Annotated in this window: 15 protein-coding genes; 11 read left to right on the top strand and 4 right to left on the bottom strand. The window is 62.3% G+C overall.

Annotation, left to right across the window (positions count from 1 at the left end):
• Positions 1 to 74 precede the first annotated feature (74 nt).
• Positions 75 to 3,626, top strand: coding sequence for an efflux RND transporter permease subunit (locus tag IPM12_05010; protein MBK9147169.1), 3,552 nt, complete (start codon positions 75 to 77; stop codon positions 3,624 to 3,626).
• Positions 3,627 to 3,687: 61 nt separating this feature from the next.
• Here the strand turns inward: IPM12_05010 and IPM12_05005 are convergent, their stop codons facing one another.
• From IPM12_05005 to IPM12_04995, 3 genes are all read right to left on the bottom strand, one after another.
• Positions 3,688 to 7,815, bottom strand: coding sequence for a hypothetical protein (locus tag IPM12_05005; GenBank protein MBK9147168.1), 4,128 nt, complete (start codon positions 7,813 to 7,815; stop codon positions 3,688 to 3,690).
• A gap of 367 nt (positions 7,816 to 8,182) precedes the next feature.
• On the bottom strand, positions 8,183 to 9,010 hold the full coding sequence (locus tag IPM12_05000; protein ID MBK9147167.1) for a DUF3108 domain-containing protein: 828 nt from the start codon (positions 9,008 to 9,010) through the stop codon (positions 8,183 to 8,185).
• Between the two features lie 126 nt (positions 9,011 to 9,136).
• Positions 9,137 to 12,160: a leucine--tRNA ligase gene (locus IPM12_04995; GenBank protein MBK9147166.1), complete on the bottom strand. Its 3,024-nt coding sequence runs from the start codon at positions 12,158 to 12,160 to the stop codon at positions 9,137 to 9,139.
• A gap of 63 nt (positions 12,161 to 12,223) precedes the next feature.
• On the opposite strand from IPM12_04995, the gene IPM12_04990 reads away from it, so the two are divergent.
• From IPM12_04990 to rlmN, 8 genes are all read left to right on the top strand, one after another.
• Positions 12,224 to 13,099, top strand: coding sequence for a cell division protein FtsX (locus tag IPM12_04990; protein ID MBK9147165.1), 876 nt, complete (start codon positions 12,224 to 12,226; stop codon positions 13,097 to 13,099).
• 11 nt (positions 13,100 to 13,110) lie between these two features.
• Positions 13,111 to 13,365: a DUF3098 domain-containing protein gene (locus IPM12_04985; protein ID MBK9147164.1), complete on the top strand. Its 255-nt coding sequence runs from the start codon at positions 13,111 to 13,113 to the stop codon at positions 13,363 to 13,365.
• Entirely contained in the window at positions 13,362 to 14,234 is an 873-nt protein-coding gene (locus IPM12_04980; GenBank protein ID MBK9147163.1) for an undecaprenyl-diphosphate phosphatase, read from the top strand. The genes IPM12_04985 and IPM12_04980 overlap by 4 nt, the downstream gene beginning before the upstream one ends.
• A 4-nt stretch (positions 14,235 to 14,238) precedes the next feature.
• Positions 14,239 to 14,967, top strand: coding sequence for a tRNA pseudouridine(55) synthase TruB (gene truB, locus IPM12_04975; protein MBK9147162.1), 729 nt, complete (start codon positions 14,239 to 14,241; stop codon positions 14,965 to 14,967).
• 137 nt (positions 14,968 to 15,104) lie between these two features.
• Complete coding sequence (queA, locus tag IPM12_04970; protein ID MBK9147161.1) at positions 15,105 to 16,154, top strand: tRNA preQ1(34) S-adenosylmethionine ribosyltransferase-isomerase QueA; 1,050 nt, start codon at positions 15,105 to 15,107, stop codon at positions 16,152 to 16,154.
• A gap of 107 nt (positions 16,155 to 16,261) precedes the next feature.
• A complete protein-coding gene (locus IPM12_04965) occupies positions 16,262 to 16,924 on the top strand; it encodes a 2-C-methyl-D-erythritol 4-phosphate cytidylyltransferase (GenBank protein MBK9147160.1) in 663 nt (220 codons plus the stop codon).
• A gap of 22 nt (positions 16,925 to 16,946) precedes the next feature.
• Positions 16,947 to 17,579, top strand: coding sequence for a hypothetical protein (locus IPM12_04960; GenBank protein ID MBK9147159.1), 633 nt, complete (start codon positions 16,947 to 16,949; stop codon positions 17,577 to 17,579).
• A 36-nt stretch (positions 17,580 to 17,615) separates the two neighbouring features.
• Complete coding sequence (gene rlmN / locus IPM12_04955; protein MBK9147158.1) at positions 17,616 to 18,689, top strand: 23S rRNA (adenine(2503)-C(2))-methyltransferase RlmN; 1,074 nt, start codon at positions 17,616 to 17,618, stop codon at positions 18,687 to 18,689.
• A gap of 65 nt (positions 18,690 to 18,754) precedes the next feature.
• On the opposite strand, the gene IPM12_04950 is transcribed toward rlmN, so the two are convergent.
• Positions 18,755 to 19,489, bottom strand: coding sequence for a hypothetical protein (locus IPM12_04950; protein MBK9147157.1), 735 nt, complete (start codon positions 19,487 to 19,489; stop codon positions 18,755 to 18,757).
• A gap of 107 nt (positions 19,490 to 19,596) precedes the next feature.
• Here IPM12_04950 and IPM12_04945 point away from each other — a divergent pair, with 107 nt between their 5' ends.
• Both IPM12_04945 and IPM12_04940 read left to right on the top strand, forming a co-directional pair.
• Positions 19,597 to 20,571, top strand: coding sequence for a polyprenyl synthetase family protein (locus IPM12_04945; protein MBK9147156.1), 975 nt, complete (start codon positions 19,597 to 19,599; stop codon positions 20,569 to 20,571).
• 10 nt (positions 20,572 to 20,581) lie between these two features.
• Positions 20,582 to 21,013, top strand: a complete 432-nt coding sequence (locus IPM12_04940) for a hypothetical protein (protein MBK9147155.1) — start codon at positions 20,582 to 20,584, stop codon at positions 21,011 to 21,013.
• Positions 21,014 to 21,074 lie beyond the last annotated feature (61 nt).

Below are 21,074 nucleotides of genomic sequence, written 5' to 3'. Positions count from 1 at the left end.
GACGGATCGCACATTGCAGCTTGAGCGAATGCGAGCTCTGCGCCTCTGTGCCTCTGCGGCCATCAACTAGCCCCATGTCACACGACAACGGCCATTCCCTTTCCGACAGCAAGCGCTTCAGCATCTCCTCGTGGGCGGTGGACAACCGCGCCACCGTGATGGTGCTCAGCATCCTCATCGCCCTTATCGGCTGGAACGCCTACCAAGGCATGCCGCGCGAGGCCTTCCCTGAAGTGGTCACGCCGGAGATCTTCGTGAGCACCTTCTATCCGGGCAATGCGCCCGAGGACATGGAGAAGCTGGTCACCCGCCCCATCGAGAAGGAGATCAAGACCATCACCGGCGTCGATGACATCCTGAGCACGAGCGTGCAGGGATACAGCACCATCCATGTCAAGTTCGACTTCAGCGTTTCGCCCACCGAGGCGCTGCGGAAAGTGAAGGACGCCGTGGACAAAGCCAAGGCCGACCCCGACTTCCCCACAGACCTGCCCGCAGAACCCGGCGTGTTCGAGATGAACTTCTCGGAGATGATGCCGGTGATGAACATCAACCTCAGCGGCGACTACAGCCTTGACCAATTGAACAAGTGGGCTGAGCAGCTAGAGGACAAACTGGAGGATCTTGAAGAGGTGAACAAGGTGGAGATCCGCGGCGTGCCGAAGAAGGAACTGCGCATAAGCCTCGACCTGCCGAAGATGGAAGCGCGCCAGATCAGCTTCCAGGATGTGGCTGGCGCCGTGCAAAGCGAGAACCTCAGTGTGAGCGGCGGCGAAGTGCTGATCGATGGAATGCGCCGCACCGTGAGCGTGAACGGCGAATTCACGGATCCCGAAGAAGTGAAGGAGATCATCGTGAAGCAAGAGAACCTGGAGATCGTGCGCTTGGGCGAGATTGCCGAGGTGGCCTTCACCTACGTGGAGCCCACCAGCTTCGCCCGCGAGTTCGGTCAGCCTGTGGTGATGGTGGACGTGATCAAGCGCAGCGGCAAGAACCTGCTCGTGCTGAGCGATAGCGTGAAGGCGCAGCTCTCGCGCTTCCAACGCGATGTGCTGCCGCGCGACCTCAACGTGTCCATCACCGGCGATATGAGCGACCAGACGCGCACGCAGGTGGATGAACTGGAGAACTCCATCATCTTCGGAATCCTGCTGGTGGTTGGCGTGCTCATGTTCTTCCTGGGCCTGCGCAACGCGGTATTCGTGGGCATCGCCATCCCCATGAGCATGCTGCTGAGCTTCATCGTGCTCAACAGCATGGGCTATACACTGAATATGATGGTGCTCTTCAGCCTCGTGCTCGCGCTGGGCATGCTGGTGGACAACGGCATCGTGGTGATCGAGAACACCCACCGCCTCATGGGCGAAGGGCAGAACCCGATCCGCGCAGCGAAGAATGGCATCGGCGAAGTGGCGTGGCCCATCATCGCCAGCACCGCGACAACGGTGGCGGTCTTCATCCCGCTGCTGCTATGGCCCGGCATCATGGGTGAGTTCATGAAGTTCCTGCCCATCACCCTCATGGTGGTGCTGGCCTCATCGCTCTTCGTGGGCCTCATCATCAATCCCATGCTGGCGTCACGCTACATGCAGGTGAAGCAGGAAGGCCCCACGCGTTTCCTCACGTTCAAAGTAGGTGGGTGGATGACCGGCCTTGGCTTGCTCTTCAGCTTGCTCGGCCACTTCGGGAACAGCAAATTCCTCTTCACGCTCGGCAACCTCGCGCTGGCCTTCGGTCTCTTCGGATACCTGAACCATTTTGTGCTCTATCCCGCAAGCGTGCGCTTCCAGACCATCACGATGCCGCGATTGGAGCAGCGCTATCGCACCTTCCTCGTGTGGGTCCTGGAGGGCGGGCGTCCGCGCTGGATGTTCCTCGGCACCATCGGGCTGCTGTTCCTCTCCTTCGCGCTCACGGGCATCTTCCCGCCCAACACGCTCTTCTTCCCGGTGAACGAGCCGCTCTATGTGAACGTGTTCGTTGAGAAGCCCATCGGCACCGATATCCATGAGACCAACCTCACCACGCTCGAAGTGGAGCGCCGCATCAAGGAAGTGCTCGATCGCCCGGAGTACAACGACGAAGTGAACGACACCCTGCACGATGGCAGCACGGTGAAGAAGATGAGGAACTTCATGGTCACCAGCGTGATCGCGCAAGTGGGCGAAGGCACCAGCGACCCCATGAGCGGACCCAGCTTCGATGCCACGCCGCACAAGGGCCGCGTGCAAGTCACCTTCGCGAAGTTCGCCAAGCGCCGTGGCCTGCGCTCCATGCACCTGATGCACGAGATCCGCGAAGCCGTGCGCGGCGTGCCGGGCGTTACCCTCATCGTGGACAAGGATCCAGCTGGCCCGCCCGTGCCCAAGGCCATCAACCTTGAGATCAAGGGCGATGATGTGAACGCGCTGATCGCCGAGGGCGAGAAGGTGCGCGAGTTCCTCAAGGACCAGCACATCGACATGGTGGAGGAGCTGAAGCTCGACATCGAACTGGGCAAGCCAGAGATGCCGATCGTGATCGACCGCGCGAAGGCACGCCGCTACAATGTGAGCACCTGGGCCATCGGCGATGCGCTGCGCACAGCACTCTACGGCCGCGAGGTGAGCACCTACAAGCAGGGCGAGGATGATTACCCCGTGAACATCCGCCTGAAGGATGAATTCCGCTACGACCCAGAGGTGCTCATGGGCATGCGTGTCACCTTCCGCGACCAGACCAACGGCCAGATCCGCCAAGTGCCCATCAGTGCGCTGGCCTCGCCCACGTACACCAGCACCTTCAGCGCTGTGAAACGCAAGGACCTGAAGCGCATGGTGCAGGTGCATAGCAATGTCACCGATGAGTTCAAGAAGGAGCAAGTGGTGAACGAGGTTATCGCGGCCTTCGAGAGCTATCCGAAGGACCCGCGCTTCACCTACGAGTTCACCGGCGAGTTGAAGGAGCAGGCCAAGGAGATGTCATTCCTGAGCACCGCGCTCATGATCGCCGTCTTCCTCATCTTCATGATCATCGTCGCGCAGTTCAACAGCGCGGCAATCCCGGGCATCATTGTGAGCAGTGTGGTGTTCTCGCTGATCGGCGTATTCCTGGGCCTGGTGATCTTCCGCATGGAGTTCGTGATCATGATGACCATGGTGGGCATCATCTCACTGGCGGGCATCGTGGTGAACAACGCCATCGTGCTCGTTGACTTCATGATGCTGCTGCAGAGCCGTCGCAAGGCGGAGCTGGGCTTGGAGCCGCATCAGCGCCTTCCGATGCCGGAGGTGCTGGCCACCATCGAGGATGCCGGCGCGCGCCGCTTGCGCCCGGTGCTGCTCACGGCCATCACCACCGTGCTGGGCCTTATCCCGCTGGCCATCGGCATCAACATCAACTTCTTCACCCTCTTCAGCGAGCTCGATCCGCAGTTCGTGCTCGGCGGCGACAACACCGTGTTCTGGGGCCCCATGAGCTGGACGGTGATCTTCGGCCTCGTCTTCGCCACCTTCCTCACACTGGTGATCGTGCCGGTGATGTTCCTGCTGCTCACCAAGGTGCTTTACCGGTGGGTGCCCGTGCGCGGGCAAATGACGAGCGGGGATCAGGGGGCGGCGCCAGCGGCGCCACCTGCGCTTGGTTGAACGCGCTCCAACAGAAGCGGCCCTTGCATGCGCACGGGCCGCTAGCATCTCAGCAGTCTCGTTAAGGCAGTTGTTCCACGCGCGTGTTCGTGGGCAGGCTGCCGCCGATGTTCACAAGGATCGGGTCGCGGTCGTTGCCATCGCCAACGTAGCGCACAGTGCCGTCCAGGGTCACGTCTTCCGGGAGATATCCGCTTGCCGTGTTGGTGGGCACGCTGCCACCGATCCTCACCAGGATGGGGTCGCGGTCGTTGTCGGTGCCCACGTACTGCAGCACGCTGTTGAAGGTCACATCGCCCGCCCACAAGGCCTCTGCCGGGAATGCACCGGTGATGGTCTTGCGCGCCTCGGTGCCATAGGTGGCCAAGCTGGCCAACCGGAAATCGACCGTGGTGGCGGCAGCGCTCAGGGCTACGGGAGTTGCCGTCATCGCGCCCAAGTGATTGCGGTGACGGATTGCCACATGGTAATTTCCCGGAGCCACCGGGAAGCTCACCGGGTTGAGGCCATCGCTAGCCACTACATCGCCATCGCGCTGCACCAGCGCGCTGCTCGTGGACAGCACCGTGGCCGGTTCGCCGCCGCTGCGCAGCTCCACCACCGCCCAATCAACGATGGCATTGTTCCCGGTGGTGGTGAGCACCGGCGCCGCCACGGCTTCGCCGCCACCGCCCACATGCGCATAGCCCAAGGCGGTGAATGGCTCAGTGAGCGGGAAGGAAGGAAGCACGCGCAGGTTGTCGCGCATCAAGCCGGTGCCCGGATCATAAGCGCCTTCGAGCGCCACGCGTGCGGCCACCTGCACCTCGTTGCTGCCGGTGATCAGGATATCGTCGATGGCCATGTCGCTGGTGGAGCCTGAGCCCGTGATCCCCCGGAATCGTACGCGGATGGACTGGCCAAGCCAAGGGTTCAGCGAAAGCGTGCCCTGCATCCAGTTGTTGCCCTGGTTCCCCGTGCGGCTCCATGCGGCCTGCGTCCAGGCGGTGCCGTTCCACACATCCACGTTCAGGGTGCCCATGGTGGTGCCCCACATGTGGTACCAGAAGCTCAGGTCAGCGCTGGCATACGGTTCCAGGTCGATGCAGGGGCTGAAGAGTTCGGCGGTGCGCGCGGGGTTGTTGGGGCTGCTCGATTCGGTGAAGAGGTAGTTGCCGCTACCGGTGGTGTGGTCGCCTGTCGGACCGGTGTTGTTGGTGGGCGTGCTGCCGCTCTGCAGGGTCCAGTTGAAGTTATCGGTGATGCCTTGCGTCCACGAGCCCAGCCCGCTGGTGAAGCTTTCGCTGAATGGCAGCGTGCTGATGCAGGCGGTACCGAGGCAGAAGTTGGCCGACACCGTGGTGGTGAAGGTCGATGCCGAGGCCAGGGGTGCGCCGCTCGCGTCGAGTGCCGCGATGTAGCCGCTGCCGTATGCGCAGCACAGGCCGTCGCCGAAGCTGTCGTTCACGATCAGCGTGTAGCAGCCCGGAGGCAGGCACAGGTTCACATCGGGTTGCGGGTACGCGCCGTTGGCAGCTTGGTTGGTATAGGGTCCGCCGCTGGCCACCACATTGCCTCCGCTGCTCTGCAGGTTCCACGTGGTCTCGGCACCGTAGCGGTCCAGCACGATGCGGATGGTCACCGGCTGGCAATTGCTGGTGGTGTAGGACCAGATGGCCGATGGTGTTCCGAAGCCGCAGGCGTTGCTCGATTGCACACGCCAGTAATAGGTGGTGAGCGGCTGCGTGGCCACCGCCGTGTTGTAACTTGTAGCGGTGAGTCCGTTGCCGGTCTCCACGATGTTGGTCATGCCCGCATCGGTGGCGATCTGGATGGCATAGGATGCCGCATTGGGATCCGCATTCCATGTCAAAGGCGTGCCGCCGCCCACGCCCGATGCGCCATTGGCCGGCGATGCCAAGGTGACGGTGCCGGCAGGGGCGATCACCTCAAGCGTGAGCGCCAGGTTCTTGTTGCCGCTGGCGCTGGTGGCGGTGAGCGTGAAGTTGTAGGTGCCCGGCGCCACGCTGCCGGTGCCGTTGATGGTGAGCGTGCTGCTGCCACCGGGCGTTACCGGGTTGGGGCTGAACGATGCGCTCAGGCCCGACGCGAGGCCCGCGGTGCCCAGCGTGACCGCGCTGCTGTAACCGAGGATGCTGCCCACCTGCACCGCATAGGTGGAGTTGGCGGGTTGGCACGCGTTGGCCGTAGCGCTCGTCACGCTCAACGAATAGTCGGGCGTGGCGGGCACGGTGATCGTGAAGTTGGTGTTGCTGATGTCGTAGAAGATGTTGCCGTTGGCGCGCACCATCACGCGTGCAGTGGTCGTGGGGTTGCTGGGCACGGTGATCGACTGGCTGCCATCGTTGGGCGTGGCGGTGGCCAGGGTGATGGGATAAGTGAGGCCGCCATCAGTGCTCAACAGGATGTCGACGTTCGCGCAACTCACCGGCGAGACGTTGGTGCCGGCCACGTTCCAAGTCACCGTTGCCGAAGTGAGCGCCGTCCAGGCCACGGCCGTATTGGGCGCGGTGACCACGAAGGGCCCGGCCGTTCCATTCACCGTCACCACCATGTTGTCCTGCTTCGCGCAGCCACCGCCCACGGCATTGTCGCGCACGGTGAAGCGGAAATTGTAGGTGCGCGCCACGCTGCTGAGCACCTCCCAAGTGGGCGTGGTGTTGGCGATCACCGCTGACAGGTTGGGCATGTAGCGCACAGGCGTGGCTTGCGGCAACAAGGGCACCCAGGCCGGGCCGCCCGTGTTGGTAGCCGCGGGCGGTTGCGTGGCCACGGCGTTGTCCATTTGCTCCCAGCTATAGCTGAGCACGTTGCCAGGATTGGCGTCGGTGGCGCTGCCCGTGAGGATGAAGGGCGTGGAGCGCGGGATCACACGGTCCACGCCGGCATTCGCGGTGGGCTGGGCGTTGGCGAGCGCGGTGGTGGTTGGGCAGCCGCTGCTGGCGCCGGTGGTGATGTTGGCGGCGATCTCCTGCATGCTGTAGCCGCCGAACATGGCGATGCTGTTGCTGGCCACATCGGGCGAACAGATGCCGGCGTAGCCCATGATCGTGATGCCGCTGCCCACCTCCACGGCAGCGCTGGCGGCGCGGTTGCAGTTGTTGTTCTGGCTGTGATTGCCGCCGTACTGGTGCCCCATCTCGTGAGCCACATAGTCGATGTCGAAGGGATCGCCGACGGGTTCGGCTTGGCCGGTGACGCCCCCCGCCTTGTTGCTGGTGCAGGGACTGTTCAGGTAGGCCACGCCGCCGCCGCCGGTGCTGAACACATGGCCGATGTCGTAGTTAGCCGAGCCGATCACGCTGTTGCAGGTGCTGATGTTCTCGCCCAGCATGGTTCCGCCATTGCTGTTGGTGTACGGGTCTGTGGCGGCGTTGAGGTAGATGATGGCATCGTTGTTCGCGACGAGCAACATGGTGAGCGTAGCGTCCCTCTCATAGATGCCGTTCACCCGGTTGAGCGAGGTGGCCATCGCGGCCGCAGCGAAGCTTTTATCGTTGTTGGTGGTATTGCTGCCGTGGAAAGCGGCGTACTCGCCGGTGCAGGCCAAAGCCAGGTCGTAGCGACGCAGCTGGCAATCGCCCACGCGATCGACGCCCATCTGAGCGATCCATTCGCGCGACTGCTTCTGTGCGGCGTCGATGTCGTTCACCTGGTCATAGTGGCAGGCCTCGAAGTCGGCGGGCAGTTGTTTGCGGAAGTCGCGTTTGAAGTAGCTCTGGTAGTGGGCGGCATCGCCGTGAATGAGGGGGTCGATGAACCAGTCGTCGGAACTTGGCGTGAGCACCATGGCGTGCAAGCCATGCGGGGTAAGGTCCATTTTCAGCAGCGCGCCGTCCTCGAGCCCAAGTCCGGTGTACGTGCGGATCATGGGGTACCGAGCCTGCAGGTCGGGGTGCATCACCGGCACCTCCAGGAATCGGAATCCCGCGAAGCCCCCACCGGGCAGGGGCAATTCCAATAGATGCGAAGAGCTGCCCACCTGCTCGAGCGAACCGACGGGGACCGTGGCGAGGAATGTTCGCAGTCCTTCGGCATCGAGACTGAGCGTTCGTGCCCGATCGGGCACGATGCGCCGTTCACCGGGCATCTGGCCAGCACGCGCGGCGGGCAATTCGCTCCAGAAGCGACTCTGAGCGGTGGCGGTGAAGGCGGTGAGCAGCGAAAGGGCGAGTGCAAGTGATTTCATGGCATCATTGTGAATCCGACGGGCAAGGCCTGTGGGGCCGGCAAATTGAGTGATCCGGTCCGAATGCACTATGTCGAATATCACTGCGCTCATGGGTATCGCAAGTCAGCCAATCCCGGTCACCGGGTGCGTTCACAACCAGCCGCGATCCATTCGTTTGGCAACGGTTCTGCACGCACGCGCGGATTGCCGGGCGCGTAAGGGCGGGTATCCGGCGGTGCCGGATCACTTGAGCATCTGCAAAATAGGACCAGCACCAAAGGGCTTGTCCATTAGCCTGATGCTGGCCTTCGGGATGGTAGCCGCGTGATCGCCCTGGGCTGGCAGGCCATTCCTGCTTCGCGATCAGATCGCGCCGCATCTCACCTTAGTGCTTCGCGATCGGATGGCTCAGCCCTTCGTACTGGCTCAGCTCCATCTTGATCGAGCCCACGAGCACCTTGGCCTGGGCCAGCACGGGGATCTTGTTGCCGTCGTCGGTGATCCACACGTTCAGGTCGTCGTTGGTCTTGAACACGCGGCCCTCCTGCACCACGGGCTGGAACTTCATGCAGCGGTACTTCCCGTTCCGCAACTTGATCGTCTCCCTGCCGATGTACTTCATCTGCAAGGGCCAGAGCTCATCGTCGAGAAAGGTCTGGATGGTGTACACATCGCCGGGCTCGGCGTTGCTGAAGTCGATGGTGCGCGCGTAGTAGAAGGCGCTGAGCATGTCCTGGACGCTGGCCGGCACGGCATGCGTCTGCTGCTTCTGCGTGGTCACCTCGTTCCTGTGCTGACGGTAGAAATAGTCCTGCGAGAACTCGTAGCCGCCCTCGCTCACGCGCCGCTGGAAGATCCACGGGAACACGCCCTCCGCATCGAACTGGCTCTCGTAGTAGTCATCCACCTTGTAGAAGGCGTTGAAGGCGCCTAGGCTCCGGCCACGACCCACCGCGCGAAGCACCTTACGGCCCATGATGGGCTGCTCCGACTCACGGAGCTCCACAACCGCCTCCCCAGCGTTCATCCAGCCGTAGTGGACGATGTAGGTGAGCTTCTCGCCGGGCTTGAAGGCATTGTGGTTGATCGTGCGGTAAGTCGTGGAGGTCGCAGGGGCGGGAGTGCTGTTCGGCTCCGCCGGGCGATCACTCTGGGCGAAGGCCATGGTGAAGAGGCCGATGCCCGCGAGCAGGAAGGTGGAAGTGCGTGCCATGCCCTCAGGAACGCAAAGCGGGTGCCGATCGGTACGAATGCAATCCCTAGCTCCTAGCCACGAGCCTCTGGCCGGCTTCCGCCGAAGGCGGGCTAGCAGCTTGGGGCTAGGAGCTAGTGGCATGCGCTACACCACGATGTTCACGATCCGCTTGGGCACCACGATCACCTTCTTCGGCGGCTGACCACCCAGCTTGGCCTGCACCTCCGGATTCGCAAGTACTTGGGCCTCCACCTCTTCCTTGCTCAGCCCGATGGGGAACTCTAGCTGCAGCCTCGTTTTCCCATTGAAGCTGATGGGGTAGCTGAAGCTGTCCTCCACCAAGTGCTGGGCATCCCATTGGGGCCATTTCGCTCCGGTAACGCTGTCCGTGTGCCCGAGTTTCTCCCACAATTCCTCGGCGATGTGCGGCGCGAAGGGCGCCAAGGCAATCACCAACGGCTCCAGCACCGCGCACTTGTTGCATTTGAGCGCGCCCAGCTCGTTAGCCGCGATCATGAATTGCGCCACGCTGGTGTTGAAGCTCATCTTCTCGATGTCCTCGGTGATCTTCTTCAGCGTGGCATGCAGGACCTTCAGTTCCGGTTTAGTGGGAGCATCGTCGGTAACGCCGAATGCATCCCCATGGCCATGGAACAGGTTCCAGAACTTGCGCAGGAAGCGGAAGGTGCCTTCGATGCCGTTCGTGTCCCACGGCTTGCTCTGCTCCAAGGGGCCTAGGAACATCTCGTACAGGCGAAGCGTGTCGGCGCCGTACTTGGCGATGATGTCGTCGGGGTTCACCACATTGAACTTCGATTTGGACATCTTCTCGACTTGGCGATGCACCTCAAGTACGCCTTCGCTCGAAACGGCGAACCTGTAATTCACAGAAGATTCCTCACCCTTCCAATTCATGAATGCACCGGCCGTCACGTGTGCCTCATCTTCGAGTATGTCAATTGGAACAAGCTGGCCGGAATATCCGGTATGGTCGATGTGGAAGGAGGTGTAATCCTTGACTCTCAATCTCTCGTCGCTAGAAAGTAAATTGTCACAACACCATCTCTCGATAATTCCTTCATCCAATAAGTCCGTTGAAACGAAAACAAGAGGAGCTTCTTTCTCGAAGTACCCGATTGCACCAAGATCCCAGACTGCCTTTCCGAGAGGAATTATATATGCCGACACCCCCTGTATCATCCCCTGATTCACCAGCTTCTTCGCGGGCTCATCGAAGTTGATCCATCCGCGGTCGTGCAAGAACTTGGTCCAGAAGCGGAAGTAGAGCAGGTGGCCGGTGGCGTGCTCGCTGCCGCCCACGTAGAGATCGACCTGCTGCCAGTAGTTGATCGCTTCCGGTGACGCGAAGCGGCCTTCGTTCTTCGGGTCCATGTAGCGCAGGAAGTACCAGCTGCTACCAGCCCAACCGGGCATCGTCGTCGTTTCCAACGGATGGCCTTGGTAGTTCCAATTCGCAGCGCGAGCGAGCGGTGGTTCGCCGTCCTCCGTCGGCAGGAACTTGTCCACCTCGGGCAGTTTCAGGGGCAGCTCGCTCTCGGGCAGCGCGTAAGGCACATCGTCCTTGTAGTAGATCGGGATCGGCTCGCCCCAGTACCGCTGGCGACCGAAAGCGGCATCGCGCAAGCGGAAGTTGATGCGGCGTTCGCCGGCACCGAGCTTCTCCAATTCATCAATGGCGCGTTTGATCGCATCGGGCACCTTCAGGCCCTTGAGAAAACCTTCGCTGCTGATCGTCGCGTCTTTGCGCTCGTCGGCCTCCTTGCTGATGTCGGCGCCCTCGGTCACGGCGATGATGGGCAGATTGAAGTGCGTGGCGAAGTTCCAGTCGCGCTGATCGCCGCCGGGCACGGCCATCACGGCGCCGGTGCCGTAGCCGCCGAGCACGTAATCGCCCACCCACACGGGCACTTCCTGGCTGGTGAAGGGATGGATGCAGGTTGCGCCGGTGAAAACCCCGCTCACGCGCTTCACCTCCGTCATGCGCTCGCGCTCGCTGCGGTTCTTCGCCAAGGTGACGTAGGCCATCACTTCCTCACGGCGGTCGGCGGGCGTGATCACCTCCACCAATTCGTGCTCGGGGGCCAGCGTCACGAAGGTCACGCCGAAGAGTGTGTCGGGCCGTGTCGTGAACACCTCGATGTCGCCAGCCGCATCCTTCAGTTTGAAACGCACGAGCGCACCTTCACTCCGTCCGATCCAATTACGCTGCGCCTCCTTGATGCTCTCGCTCCAATCGAGCCCGTCGAGCCCGTCGAGCAGCCGCTGCGCGTAGGCCGTGATGCGCATGCTCCACTGCGGCATCCGCTTGCGCTCCACGGGATGGCCGCCGCGTTCGCTCACGCCGTCCTTCACTTCGTCGTTGGCGAGCACGGTGCCCAATGCGGGGCACCAGTTCACCCATGCCTCGCTGAGGTAGGCCAGTCGGAAGTGCTGAAGGATGCGCTGCTTCGTGCGCTCATCGTATGCCTTCCATTCCGCTGCGGTGAATGGGCCGAGTTCCTCTTCCACATCGCCGGTGAGGGCGCAAGCATCAGCGTGATGCCAGCCTTGGTGCTCGAAGCGCACGACCAAGGTGTGGATCGGCTTGGCCTTCTGCGCTTCGTGGTCGTACCAGCTGTCGAATAGCTGCAGGAAGATCCACTGCGTCCACTTGTAGAAACCCGGATCGCTGGTGCGCACCTCGCGGCTCCAATCGAAGCTGAAGCCGATGGCATCAAGCTGTCTTTTGTATCCCCTAATGACCTCGCCGCTGCTGTTTAGGGCCTCCTTCTTGATGCTGCCATCAGAGTTCAGATACTTCGGCAATATGTTGCCTTCATCATCAAGGCACCCATCAATGTTCACCTCGGTGGTCTTCGCGGGGTGCTGGCCGGTCTGTATGGCGTACTGCTCGGCAGGAAGCCCGAAGCTGTCGTAGCCCATGGGGTGCAGCACGTTGAAGCCGCAGTGCCGCTTGTAGCGCGCCACGATGTCGCTGGCGATGTAGCCGAGCGGATGCCCCACGTGCAGGCCGGCGCCGCTGGGGTAAGGGAACATGTCGAGCACGTAGTACTTGGGACGTGAAGCGTCGTTCTCCACACGGTAGGTTCCGCGCTTCGCCCATTCGGCGCGCCACTTCTTCTCGATCTCGTTGTGCTCGTAGGCCATCACGGTTGCTTGCGTGGCGAAAGGTAGAAGGGCGTCCGTACGCGCTCCTACCTTCGCCGCCCGATGAGCGCCCGCCGCAGCAAGATCCGAACCCGCACCACCAGCGTGGGCACGGTCATCGGCATCACCTTGGTGCTGTGCATGCTGGGCGTGCAGGGCTTCATCCTGCTGAATGCCCGCGCGATCGAGCGCTATTTCAAGGAGCAGGTGCGGGTGGAGCTATTCCTGAAGCGCGAGTTGAAGGAGGCCGACGTGCTGCGCTTCCGCAAGGAGCTGGACCTTCAGCCATACAGCGCCGGCACCCTGCTGGTGACCCCGGAGGAAGCCGCTGCGCAAATGAAGGAGGAGCTGGGCGAGGATTTCCTGGAACTGCTCGGCGGGGTAAGCCCCATCGATCCGAGCATCCAGCTGAGCGTGCAACCAGCATATGCGCACCCCGACAGCATGAAGTGGATCGTGGCGGGCCTGCAGACGGATGCCCGCCTGCACGATGTGGCCTACAACGCCGCCGTGATCGAGAACATGGACCGCAATTTCGTCACCCTCAACATCGGGGGGCTCATCTTCCTGGCGCTGCTGCTGGTGGTGGCCGTGGCGCTCATCAACAACACCATCCGGCTGGCCATCCACAGCCAGCGCTTCCTGATCCGCACCATGCACCTGGTGGGCGCCACCCGCTGGTTCATCAAGCGGCCCTTCCTCTTGGGCGGGCTCTGGCAGGGGCTGATCTCGGCCGTGCTCGCCGTGGGCGCGCTCGCCGGCCTCTTCTGGCTGGGCAAGCGCTACGTGCCCGACCTGCTGGCCTTCACCAACGCGCTCTCCCTGGGCCTGCTCTTCGCGGCCGTGGTGGCCGTGGGGTTGCTGATCGCGCTGATGGCCACTTGGGTAGCGGTGGGCCGCTACCTTCGCATGGATCACGAAGCATTGCACTGGAGCTGAACGAATCGCATATGGCCAAGCAGAACCACTTCAACGACCTGGCATTCACCGCCACCAATTACAGGCTCTTCCTGATCGGACTGGGCATCGTGGTGGTGGGCTACCTGCTCATGAGCGGCGGCGGCAACGGCGACCCGAACGCCTTCGACGCCTCGGAGATCTTCAGCGAGCGGCGCATCACCGTGGCGCCCATCGTGGTGCTGGTGGGCTACCTCTTCGTGGTGTACGCCATCCTCAAGCGCGACCGTAGCGGCGAGGCGCAATGACGCTGCTGCAGGCCATCATCCTGGCCATCATCGAGGGGCTCACCGAATTCCTGCCCGTCTCTAGCACGGGCCACATGATCATCGGCTCGGCGCTCATGGGCATCGAGAAGGATGAGTTCGTGAAGCTCTTCACCGTTGCCATCCAGTTCGGCACCATCCTCAGCGTGGTGGTGCTGTACTGGAAGCGCTTCTTCCAGAGCATCGATTTCTACATCAAGCTCCTCGCGGGCTTCATCCCGGCGGTGATCGCCGGCTTGCTCTTCAAAGAGCACATCGATGCGCTGCTGGAGAATGTCTTCGTGGTGGGCCTCGCGCTCTTCCTCGGCGGCATCGTATTCCTCTTCATCGATCGCTGGATGCCGGGCGGAACGGATACCGGGCCGCAACCCATCACGTGGCGCAAGGCCTTCACCATCGGGGCGTGGCAATGCCTGGCCATGGTGCCAGGGGTGTCACGATCGGCCGCCACGATCATCGGTGGCCTGTCGCAAGGCCTCACGCGCAAGCATGCTGCCGAGTTCAGCTTCTTCCTCGCCGTGCCCACCATGTTCGCGGCAACGGTGAAGTCGACATTTGATTACCTGAAAGATCATGGGGCGTTCGTCGAGCATCACAACGCCTTCCTTATGAGCTGGGATTTAGGCGGATTCATCGAGTACTTCTTCCTTAATAACATCATCACGACGGAACAGATCAAGCTCTTCTATATCGGGAATGTGGTGGCCTTCATCGTGGCCATCGTCGCCATCCGCGGCTTCATCGGCTTCCTCACCAAGCATGGCTTCAAGGCCTTCGGCTGGTACCGCATCGCAGTGGGCGGCGTCATCATCGCGCTGCACTTCCTGGGCATTCAGATGCAGATGTTCTGAGCCCATGATCCATGATCATGTCTTCGACCCGATCGCCGGTGGCCTCATCCTGGTGGACAAGCCCCTCGGCTGGACCAGCTTCGATGCGGTGAAGAAGATCCGCGGTGCCATGCGCAGCGTGGTGCAGCGCCGCAATTTCAAGGTGGGGCATGCCGGCACCTTGGATCCGCTGGCGAGCGGACTGCTGATCATGGCCTATGGCCCGCTCACCAAGCAGCTGCCCGCGCTCACGGGATTGGAGAAGACCTACGCGGGCACCATCACCCTTGGCAGCACCACGCCCAGCTACGATCTGGAGACGGCCACCGTGCCCAGCGGGCCGTGGGAGCACTTCAGCGACGTGGAGATACGCGCCGTATTCGCCCGCTTCATCGGCGAAGTGGATCAGCGCCCTCCGAATTATTCCGCGAAGCGCTTCGAGGGCGAGCGCGCCTACTTCCTGGCCCGCGATCCCGAGCGCGCCCACGAGGTGGTGATGCCCGTGATGAAAGTGATCATCAGTCAATTGGAAGTCACAGCCGTCCGGGGCGCTCAAGTCGATTTCGAAGTGCATGTAAGCAAGGGCACCTACATCCGCTCGCTCGCGCACGACATCGGCCAAGCGCTGGGCTGCGGCGCGCATTTGAGCGCTTTGCGGCGCACGGCCATCGGAGCTTACTCGGTGAAAGATGCGCACGAGCCCGAGGCATGGGCGCAGCACATTGCCCCTTTGCCCGACCGAGGAGCCCAATAGCCCGCCCAAGGACTTCTCGTGGCTGTTGAATTCCGGGTATAATCCCCTGAATGCGAAGTTCTTTGACCTTGGCTTAACCGTGACACTATATTCGGCCCCCCAAACCCGGCGAGGCCCCGTAAGACCCCGCATTCCACATGAAACTCAACGCATTCAAGTTCAACCTCCCGAAGGAGCAGATCGCCCTCTATCCCACCAAGGACCGCGACGGGAGCAAGCTGATGGTCGTGCACCGCAAGGATGGCAAGATCGAGCACAAGAAGTTCAAGAACCTCCTCGACTACTTCGACGAAGGCGACACCTTCATCCTGAACAATACCAAGGTGTTCCCGGCCCGCATGTGGGGCAACAAGGAGAAGACCGGCGCCAAGATCGAGGTGTTCATGCTGCGCGAGCTCAATCGCGAGAGCCTGCTCTGGGATGTGGTGGTGGACCCTGCGCGGAAGATCCGCATCGGCAACAAGCTCTATTTCGGCAAGGACGATGAGCTCGTAGCCGAGGTGATCGACAACACCACCAGCCGCGGCCGCACCTTGCGCTTCCTCTTCGATGGCCCGTACGAGGAGTTCAAGCGCACCATCACTGAGATGGGCGAGACCCCGCTGCCGCGCTACATCAAGCGCGAGACCGAGGCCAGCGACGCCGAGCGCTACCAGACCATCTATGCCAAGCACGAAGGGGCGGTGGCCGCTCCCACCGCGGGCCTGCACTTCAGCCGCGAGCTGATGAAGCGCATGGAGCTCAAGGGCATGAACTTCGCCGAGGTCACCCTGCACGTGGGCCTGGGCAGCTTCCGTCCGGTGGAGGTGGAGGACCTCACCAAGCATAAGATGGACAGCGAGCAGGTGATCATCACCCGCGAGGCCTGCGACATCATCAACAAGGCCAAGGATGCGAAGAAGCGCGTGTGCTGCGTGGGCACCACCACCATGCGCGGCATCGAGAGCAGCGTGAGCACCAACAACCACCTGAAGCCGATGAACGGATGGACGAACAAGTTCATCTATCCGCCCTACGACTTCAGCATCGCCGACAGCATGGTCACCAACTTCCACATGCCCGAGAGCACCTTGCTCATGCAGGTGTGCGCCTTCGGCGGATACGATCACGTGTGGAATGCCTACAAGGTGGCCATCAAGGACAAGTACCGCTTCTTCAGCTACGGGGACGCGATGCTCATCATCTGAAGATCAAGCCGCAAGGACGCTAAGGCGCAGAGAGGAGATGCTCTGCGCCTCTTTTCTTTGTGACAGCCCCTGCATCCCCGCGACTCTGCGCCCCCTCGGCAATTCCCATGCACCGCTCCACCATCATCGTCGCTGGCGGCTCCGGCAAACGCCTGGGAGGCCCCGTTCCCAAGCAGTTCCAAACGGTGAAGGGCCGTCCCCTGCTGATGTGGACCATCGAGGCCTTCCATCGCTTCGATCCGGGAATGGCGCTGATCGTGGTGCTGCCGCCGGAGCACTTCGACATCTGGAAAGCGCTGTGCATGGGCCATCGCTTCTTCATCGAGCACGAGGTGGTGGCCGGTGGCGAGCAGCGCTGGCACAGCGTGAAGGCCGGCCTCGAGAAGGTGGAAGGCGACGGGCTCGTCGCCGTGCATGATGGCGTACGGCCGCTGGTGAGCACTGAGCTGATCGCGCGCTGCTTCGATGCTGCGGACAAGCACGCCGCGGCGATCCCTGTAGTACCCGTGGTGCCGAGCATCCGCGAGACCACCGCCGAGGGATCACGTGCGCTCGACCGCTCGAAACTGCTGGCCGTGCAAACGCCGCAATGCTTCCACACCGATCTCTTGCGCAAGGCATTCGAGCAGCCGTACGACCCCGCCTTCACCGATGAAGCCACGCTCGTGGAGCGGCTTGGAGTGAGGGTGGCGCTGGTGGAGGGCGAAGAGAACAATATCAAGGTGACCGGCCGGATTGACTTGGAGATGGCCGGCTTGCTGCTGGCCTGAAGCCTGCGACTAGTTTTGTTCCATGCACCTCGGAAAGCGGCTCGTGCTGGGCGGAGGACTGGCATCCATGCTGCTTGCTCCGAGCGCCTCGACCGCGCAATCGGGCGAAGGGGCCTACGATAGTTTCATGGATTGGAAAATGGGCAATCCCGTTCCGGGAATCGATCCCAGCCTGCGCCGCACTTATCCCAAGAAGAAATATGAGAGCGTCACGTTCTGGGTTGAGCTGGACCAACGCCTGGCCCAGCTCAGGAATCTATGGGGCTTGGTTTGGGACGATACCTTGTATCTGAGCATCGACCGCAAGCACTTTGTGGGGATGAAAGAGATGGGTGCGTTCTGCTACTTCACAGGTCCACCGTACACCCCGCACGATCAGCAAGAGAGTCTCATGCGCAATACGGCCGTGCTCGGCAGGAACACCGGAGGTTTTGAGACCTGGAGCAGCGACGCGCGGAATGCAGGTTACACGCACTATGTGCTGAACGCGCGGACCGGCGTCGTCAACCTCTTGCTCCCCTCGTACATGCGCATCGTCCTGGGCGACCTCCCCGAACTCTTCGCACGCTTCGAGGCCGAGCCGGACAAGACGGACACCGAGACCATGCTCCGCTACCTCAGGGAGGCGAACAGGCAACTTGGTGCCACTCGCTGAGCCGGGGACAGGGCTGACCAACGACCTTTGCCCTGCATGGTGGTGACCCCCGACCTCCGCTCCCTACCCCTCGACGAGATCAAGTCGCTCGTCGCGGAGCTGGGTGAGAAGCCCTACCGCGCCAAGCAGCTCTGGGAATGGCTCTGGAAGAAGAAGGCCCGCTCGTTCGATGATATGAGCGACCTGCCCAAAGCCTTCCGCGCTGCATTGGCGGAGCGCACCGTGCTGCGGCCCTTGGTGCTGGCCGAGGAGCAGCGCAGCCAGGATGGCACCGTGAAGTGCGCGTTCCGGACGCATGATGGCCACGTGGTGGAAGGCGTGCTCATCCCAACGCCCACGCGCCTAACCGCCTGCATCAGCAGCCAGATCGGGTGCAGCCTGACGTGCAGCTTCTGCGCCACCGGCAAGCTCAAGCGCGTGCGCAACCTCGATGCGGGCGAGATCGTGGATCAAGTGGTGCTCATCGACCAGCTCGCGCAGAAGTACTACAAGCAGGGCCTCACCAACATCGTGTACATGGGCATGGGCGAGCCGCTGCTCAATTACGCCAACACCATGCGCAGTGCGGAACGGATCACCGCCGAGGACGGCCTGGGCATGAGCGCGCGGCGCATCACCGTGAGCACGGCGGGCATCGCGAAGATGATCCGCAAGCTGGCCGATGATGGCGCGCGATTCAACCTCGCGCTCTCCTTGCACGCCGCCAACGATGCCAAGCGCGACCGCATCATGCCCATTAACGAGCAGAACACGCTGGCCGAACTGAAGGATGCCTTGCGCTACTACACCCGCACGCTGCGGAAGGACGTCACATTCGAGTACATCCTCCTGCGCGGCTTCAACGATTCATTGGCTGATGCGCAAGAGCTGGTGAAATACGCGAGCGACGTGCACGCCAAGGTGAACCTGATCGAGTACAACCCGATCGACGGCGGTGAGTTCGGAAGGACCGAGAGCAAGGATGCCGAGGCCTTCCAGCAATACCTCGGCAAGAAGGGGATCGTGGCGCGCATCCGCCGCAGCCGCGGGCGCGACATCGATGCGGCCTGCGGGCAATTGGCCAATAAGAATGCAGCTGTGAAGGTTGTTCCTTCGCTCCGCTCGGAATGACCGGCTGAAGGTTGACGATGGTTGAGGGTTGATTGAACCTTCAACCGGCAACCGGCATTCCGCACTCAGAAACCCACGCCGATCCGCACCCCCAGGAAGAAGGCGATCACGTTTTTGTTCTCCCGGACATCGTCGTACAGGTACTCATCCGGCTCAGGGTCCGCATTGATGATGTGCGTCTCCCGCACCACGAGGTTGTCGCGATTGCGGAAACCAAGCCCGCCGTAGAAATCGAGGATCCAATTGCTGCTGTAGCCCAGGCTCTGGTAGCCGACCATCACGCGCACATCGTTGTAGGTGCGCTCGTCGAGCCGCTGGCGATCGCTGAAGGTCCCGTCCGCGTTCTTCTCCTTGATCAGCTTGCTGTACACCAGGTGCGCGAACTCCGGGTTGATGTACACCCCGGAAGGCTCCAGGTCGTCCGTGAGGTAGAAGCGCGCGCCGATGTGGTAGCTCGGGTTGTAGAGGATCTTGGTGCCCGCACCGTACTCATCGGCATCGTCGCCCACCCAGGAGAGCGCGAGGTAATTGCGCGCGGTGAAGCCCAGGCCCACCTCCAGGCTCAGCTTCGGGGTGAGCGCGCGCTCGTAGTAGAGCGGAACCTCGCCGCGGAAGAAGATCAGCGGGTTCAGCTTGAACACGTTCTTGATGCACTTCACCGTATCGAACTGCTGCGCCAGCTGTTCCTTGTAGAGCAGCACGCGCGCCTGCTGCTTGCTCTTCTTGGGCTTGTCCTGCGCATGCGCGAGGCCTGCAGCGCAGATGGCCAGGGCAAGGAGCACGGATCGGATGGTCATCATGGCGTTAGGCGGGAAAGGTAGCTGGGGAACAACCATCCCCTAACGGACGTTCGCCGGTGCCCGTGGTTGTCCCTTCCGGTGATGGCCCGCTGTCCATCTTTGCCCCGATGCCGACGATCGAAGAGGTGCAACGGCCCATCGCCGAGGAGCTCCAGGCCTTCGAGCCGCGCTTCCGCGAGGCCATGCGCAGCCGCGCCGCGCTCCTCGACCGCATCATGCACTACATCGTCAAGCGCAAGGGCAAGCAGATGCGGCCCATGTTCACCCTGCTCAGCGCACGCCTCTTCGGGCCGGTGAACGATAGCGCCTTCACCGCCGCCAGCCTCATCGAGCTGCTGCACACCGCCACCCTCGTGCACGACGATGTGGTGGACGACAGCAACATGCGGCGCGGCTTCTTCAGCATCAACGCGCTCTGGAAGAACAAGATCGCCGTGCTCGTGGGCGACTACCTCCTGAGCCGCGGGCTGCTGCTGGCCGTTGACAAGGGCGAGTTCGAGCTGCTGCGCATCGTGAGCCGTGCCGTGCGTGAGATGAGCGAGGGCGAGCTGCTGCAGCTGGAGAAGACGCGCGGCCTCAACTTCAGCGAAGACGTCTATTTCGACATCATCCGCCAGAAGACCGCCAGCCTCATCGCGGCCTGCTGCGCCAGCGGGGCCAGCGCCGCCGGTCAGGATGCCGATGCCGTGGAGCGCATGCGGCTCTTCGGCGAGCATGTAGGCATCGCCTTCCAGATCAAGGACGACCTCTTTGACTACGGCTCCGGTGCGGGGATCGGCAAACCCAGCGGCCTTGACATCAAGGAGAAGAAGCTCACGCTGCCCCTCATCCACGCGCTGCAGCAGGTGCCCAAGGCCGACCGCCGCTGGATGGTGGATGTGGTGAAGAACCGGAACACCGATGGGCAGGCCGTGAAGCGCGTGATCGCGAAGGTTGTGGAGGCCGGTGGCATCGTGCACGCCCAGCGCCGCATGCTCGAGCACCGCGACCGCGCGCTTGAGCTGCTGCGCGCATTCCCCGGCAACCCTGCCAGGGAAGCACTCGAAGGCCTCGTGCAGCTCACGGTCGAACGAACCAAGTGAACGAAGCAGCATGAAGAAGGCATCGCTCCTGACCGCCGTTATCCTGGCCACGCTGACCGCCGTCTGCTTCGTAGCCTGCGAAGGCGGCGCTGCGGAACCGCAGACGGCGGCGGCCCCGGCCGATACCGCGCAAGCCGATCCGCAGAATGGCCGCGTGGTGAAGGCCCTGCCCGATGGAGGCCGCATCGAAGGCACCATGCGCGATGGCAAGCGCGTGGGGCCCTGGCATAGCTACTTCGCGCACGGCGGCCCGCGCAGCCGCGTGGCCTACGTCGATGGCGTGGAAGAAGGACTCACCGAGGTTTTCTACGAGAGCGGCCTCACCTACTACGTGGGCCAATACCACCAAGGCCGCAACGCCGGCACCTGGATCTTCTTCGACGAGGAGGGCAACGAGATCAAGCGCGTGGTGTACGACAGCTTGGGGGTTGTGATCCGCTAGACGGTTATCGGTTTCGCGTCGCGTGCAGTGCTCAGCTTGGCGGTAGAGGGTTGTTGATAGC

This window comes from Flavobacteriales bacterium, assembly GCA_016716605.1.
Classification (GTDB): domain Bacteria; phylum Bacteroidota; class Bacteroidia; order Flavobacteriales_F; family PHOS-HE28; genus PHOS-HE28.
This window is presented reverse-complemented; position numbering and strand designations above follow the sequence as displayed.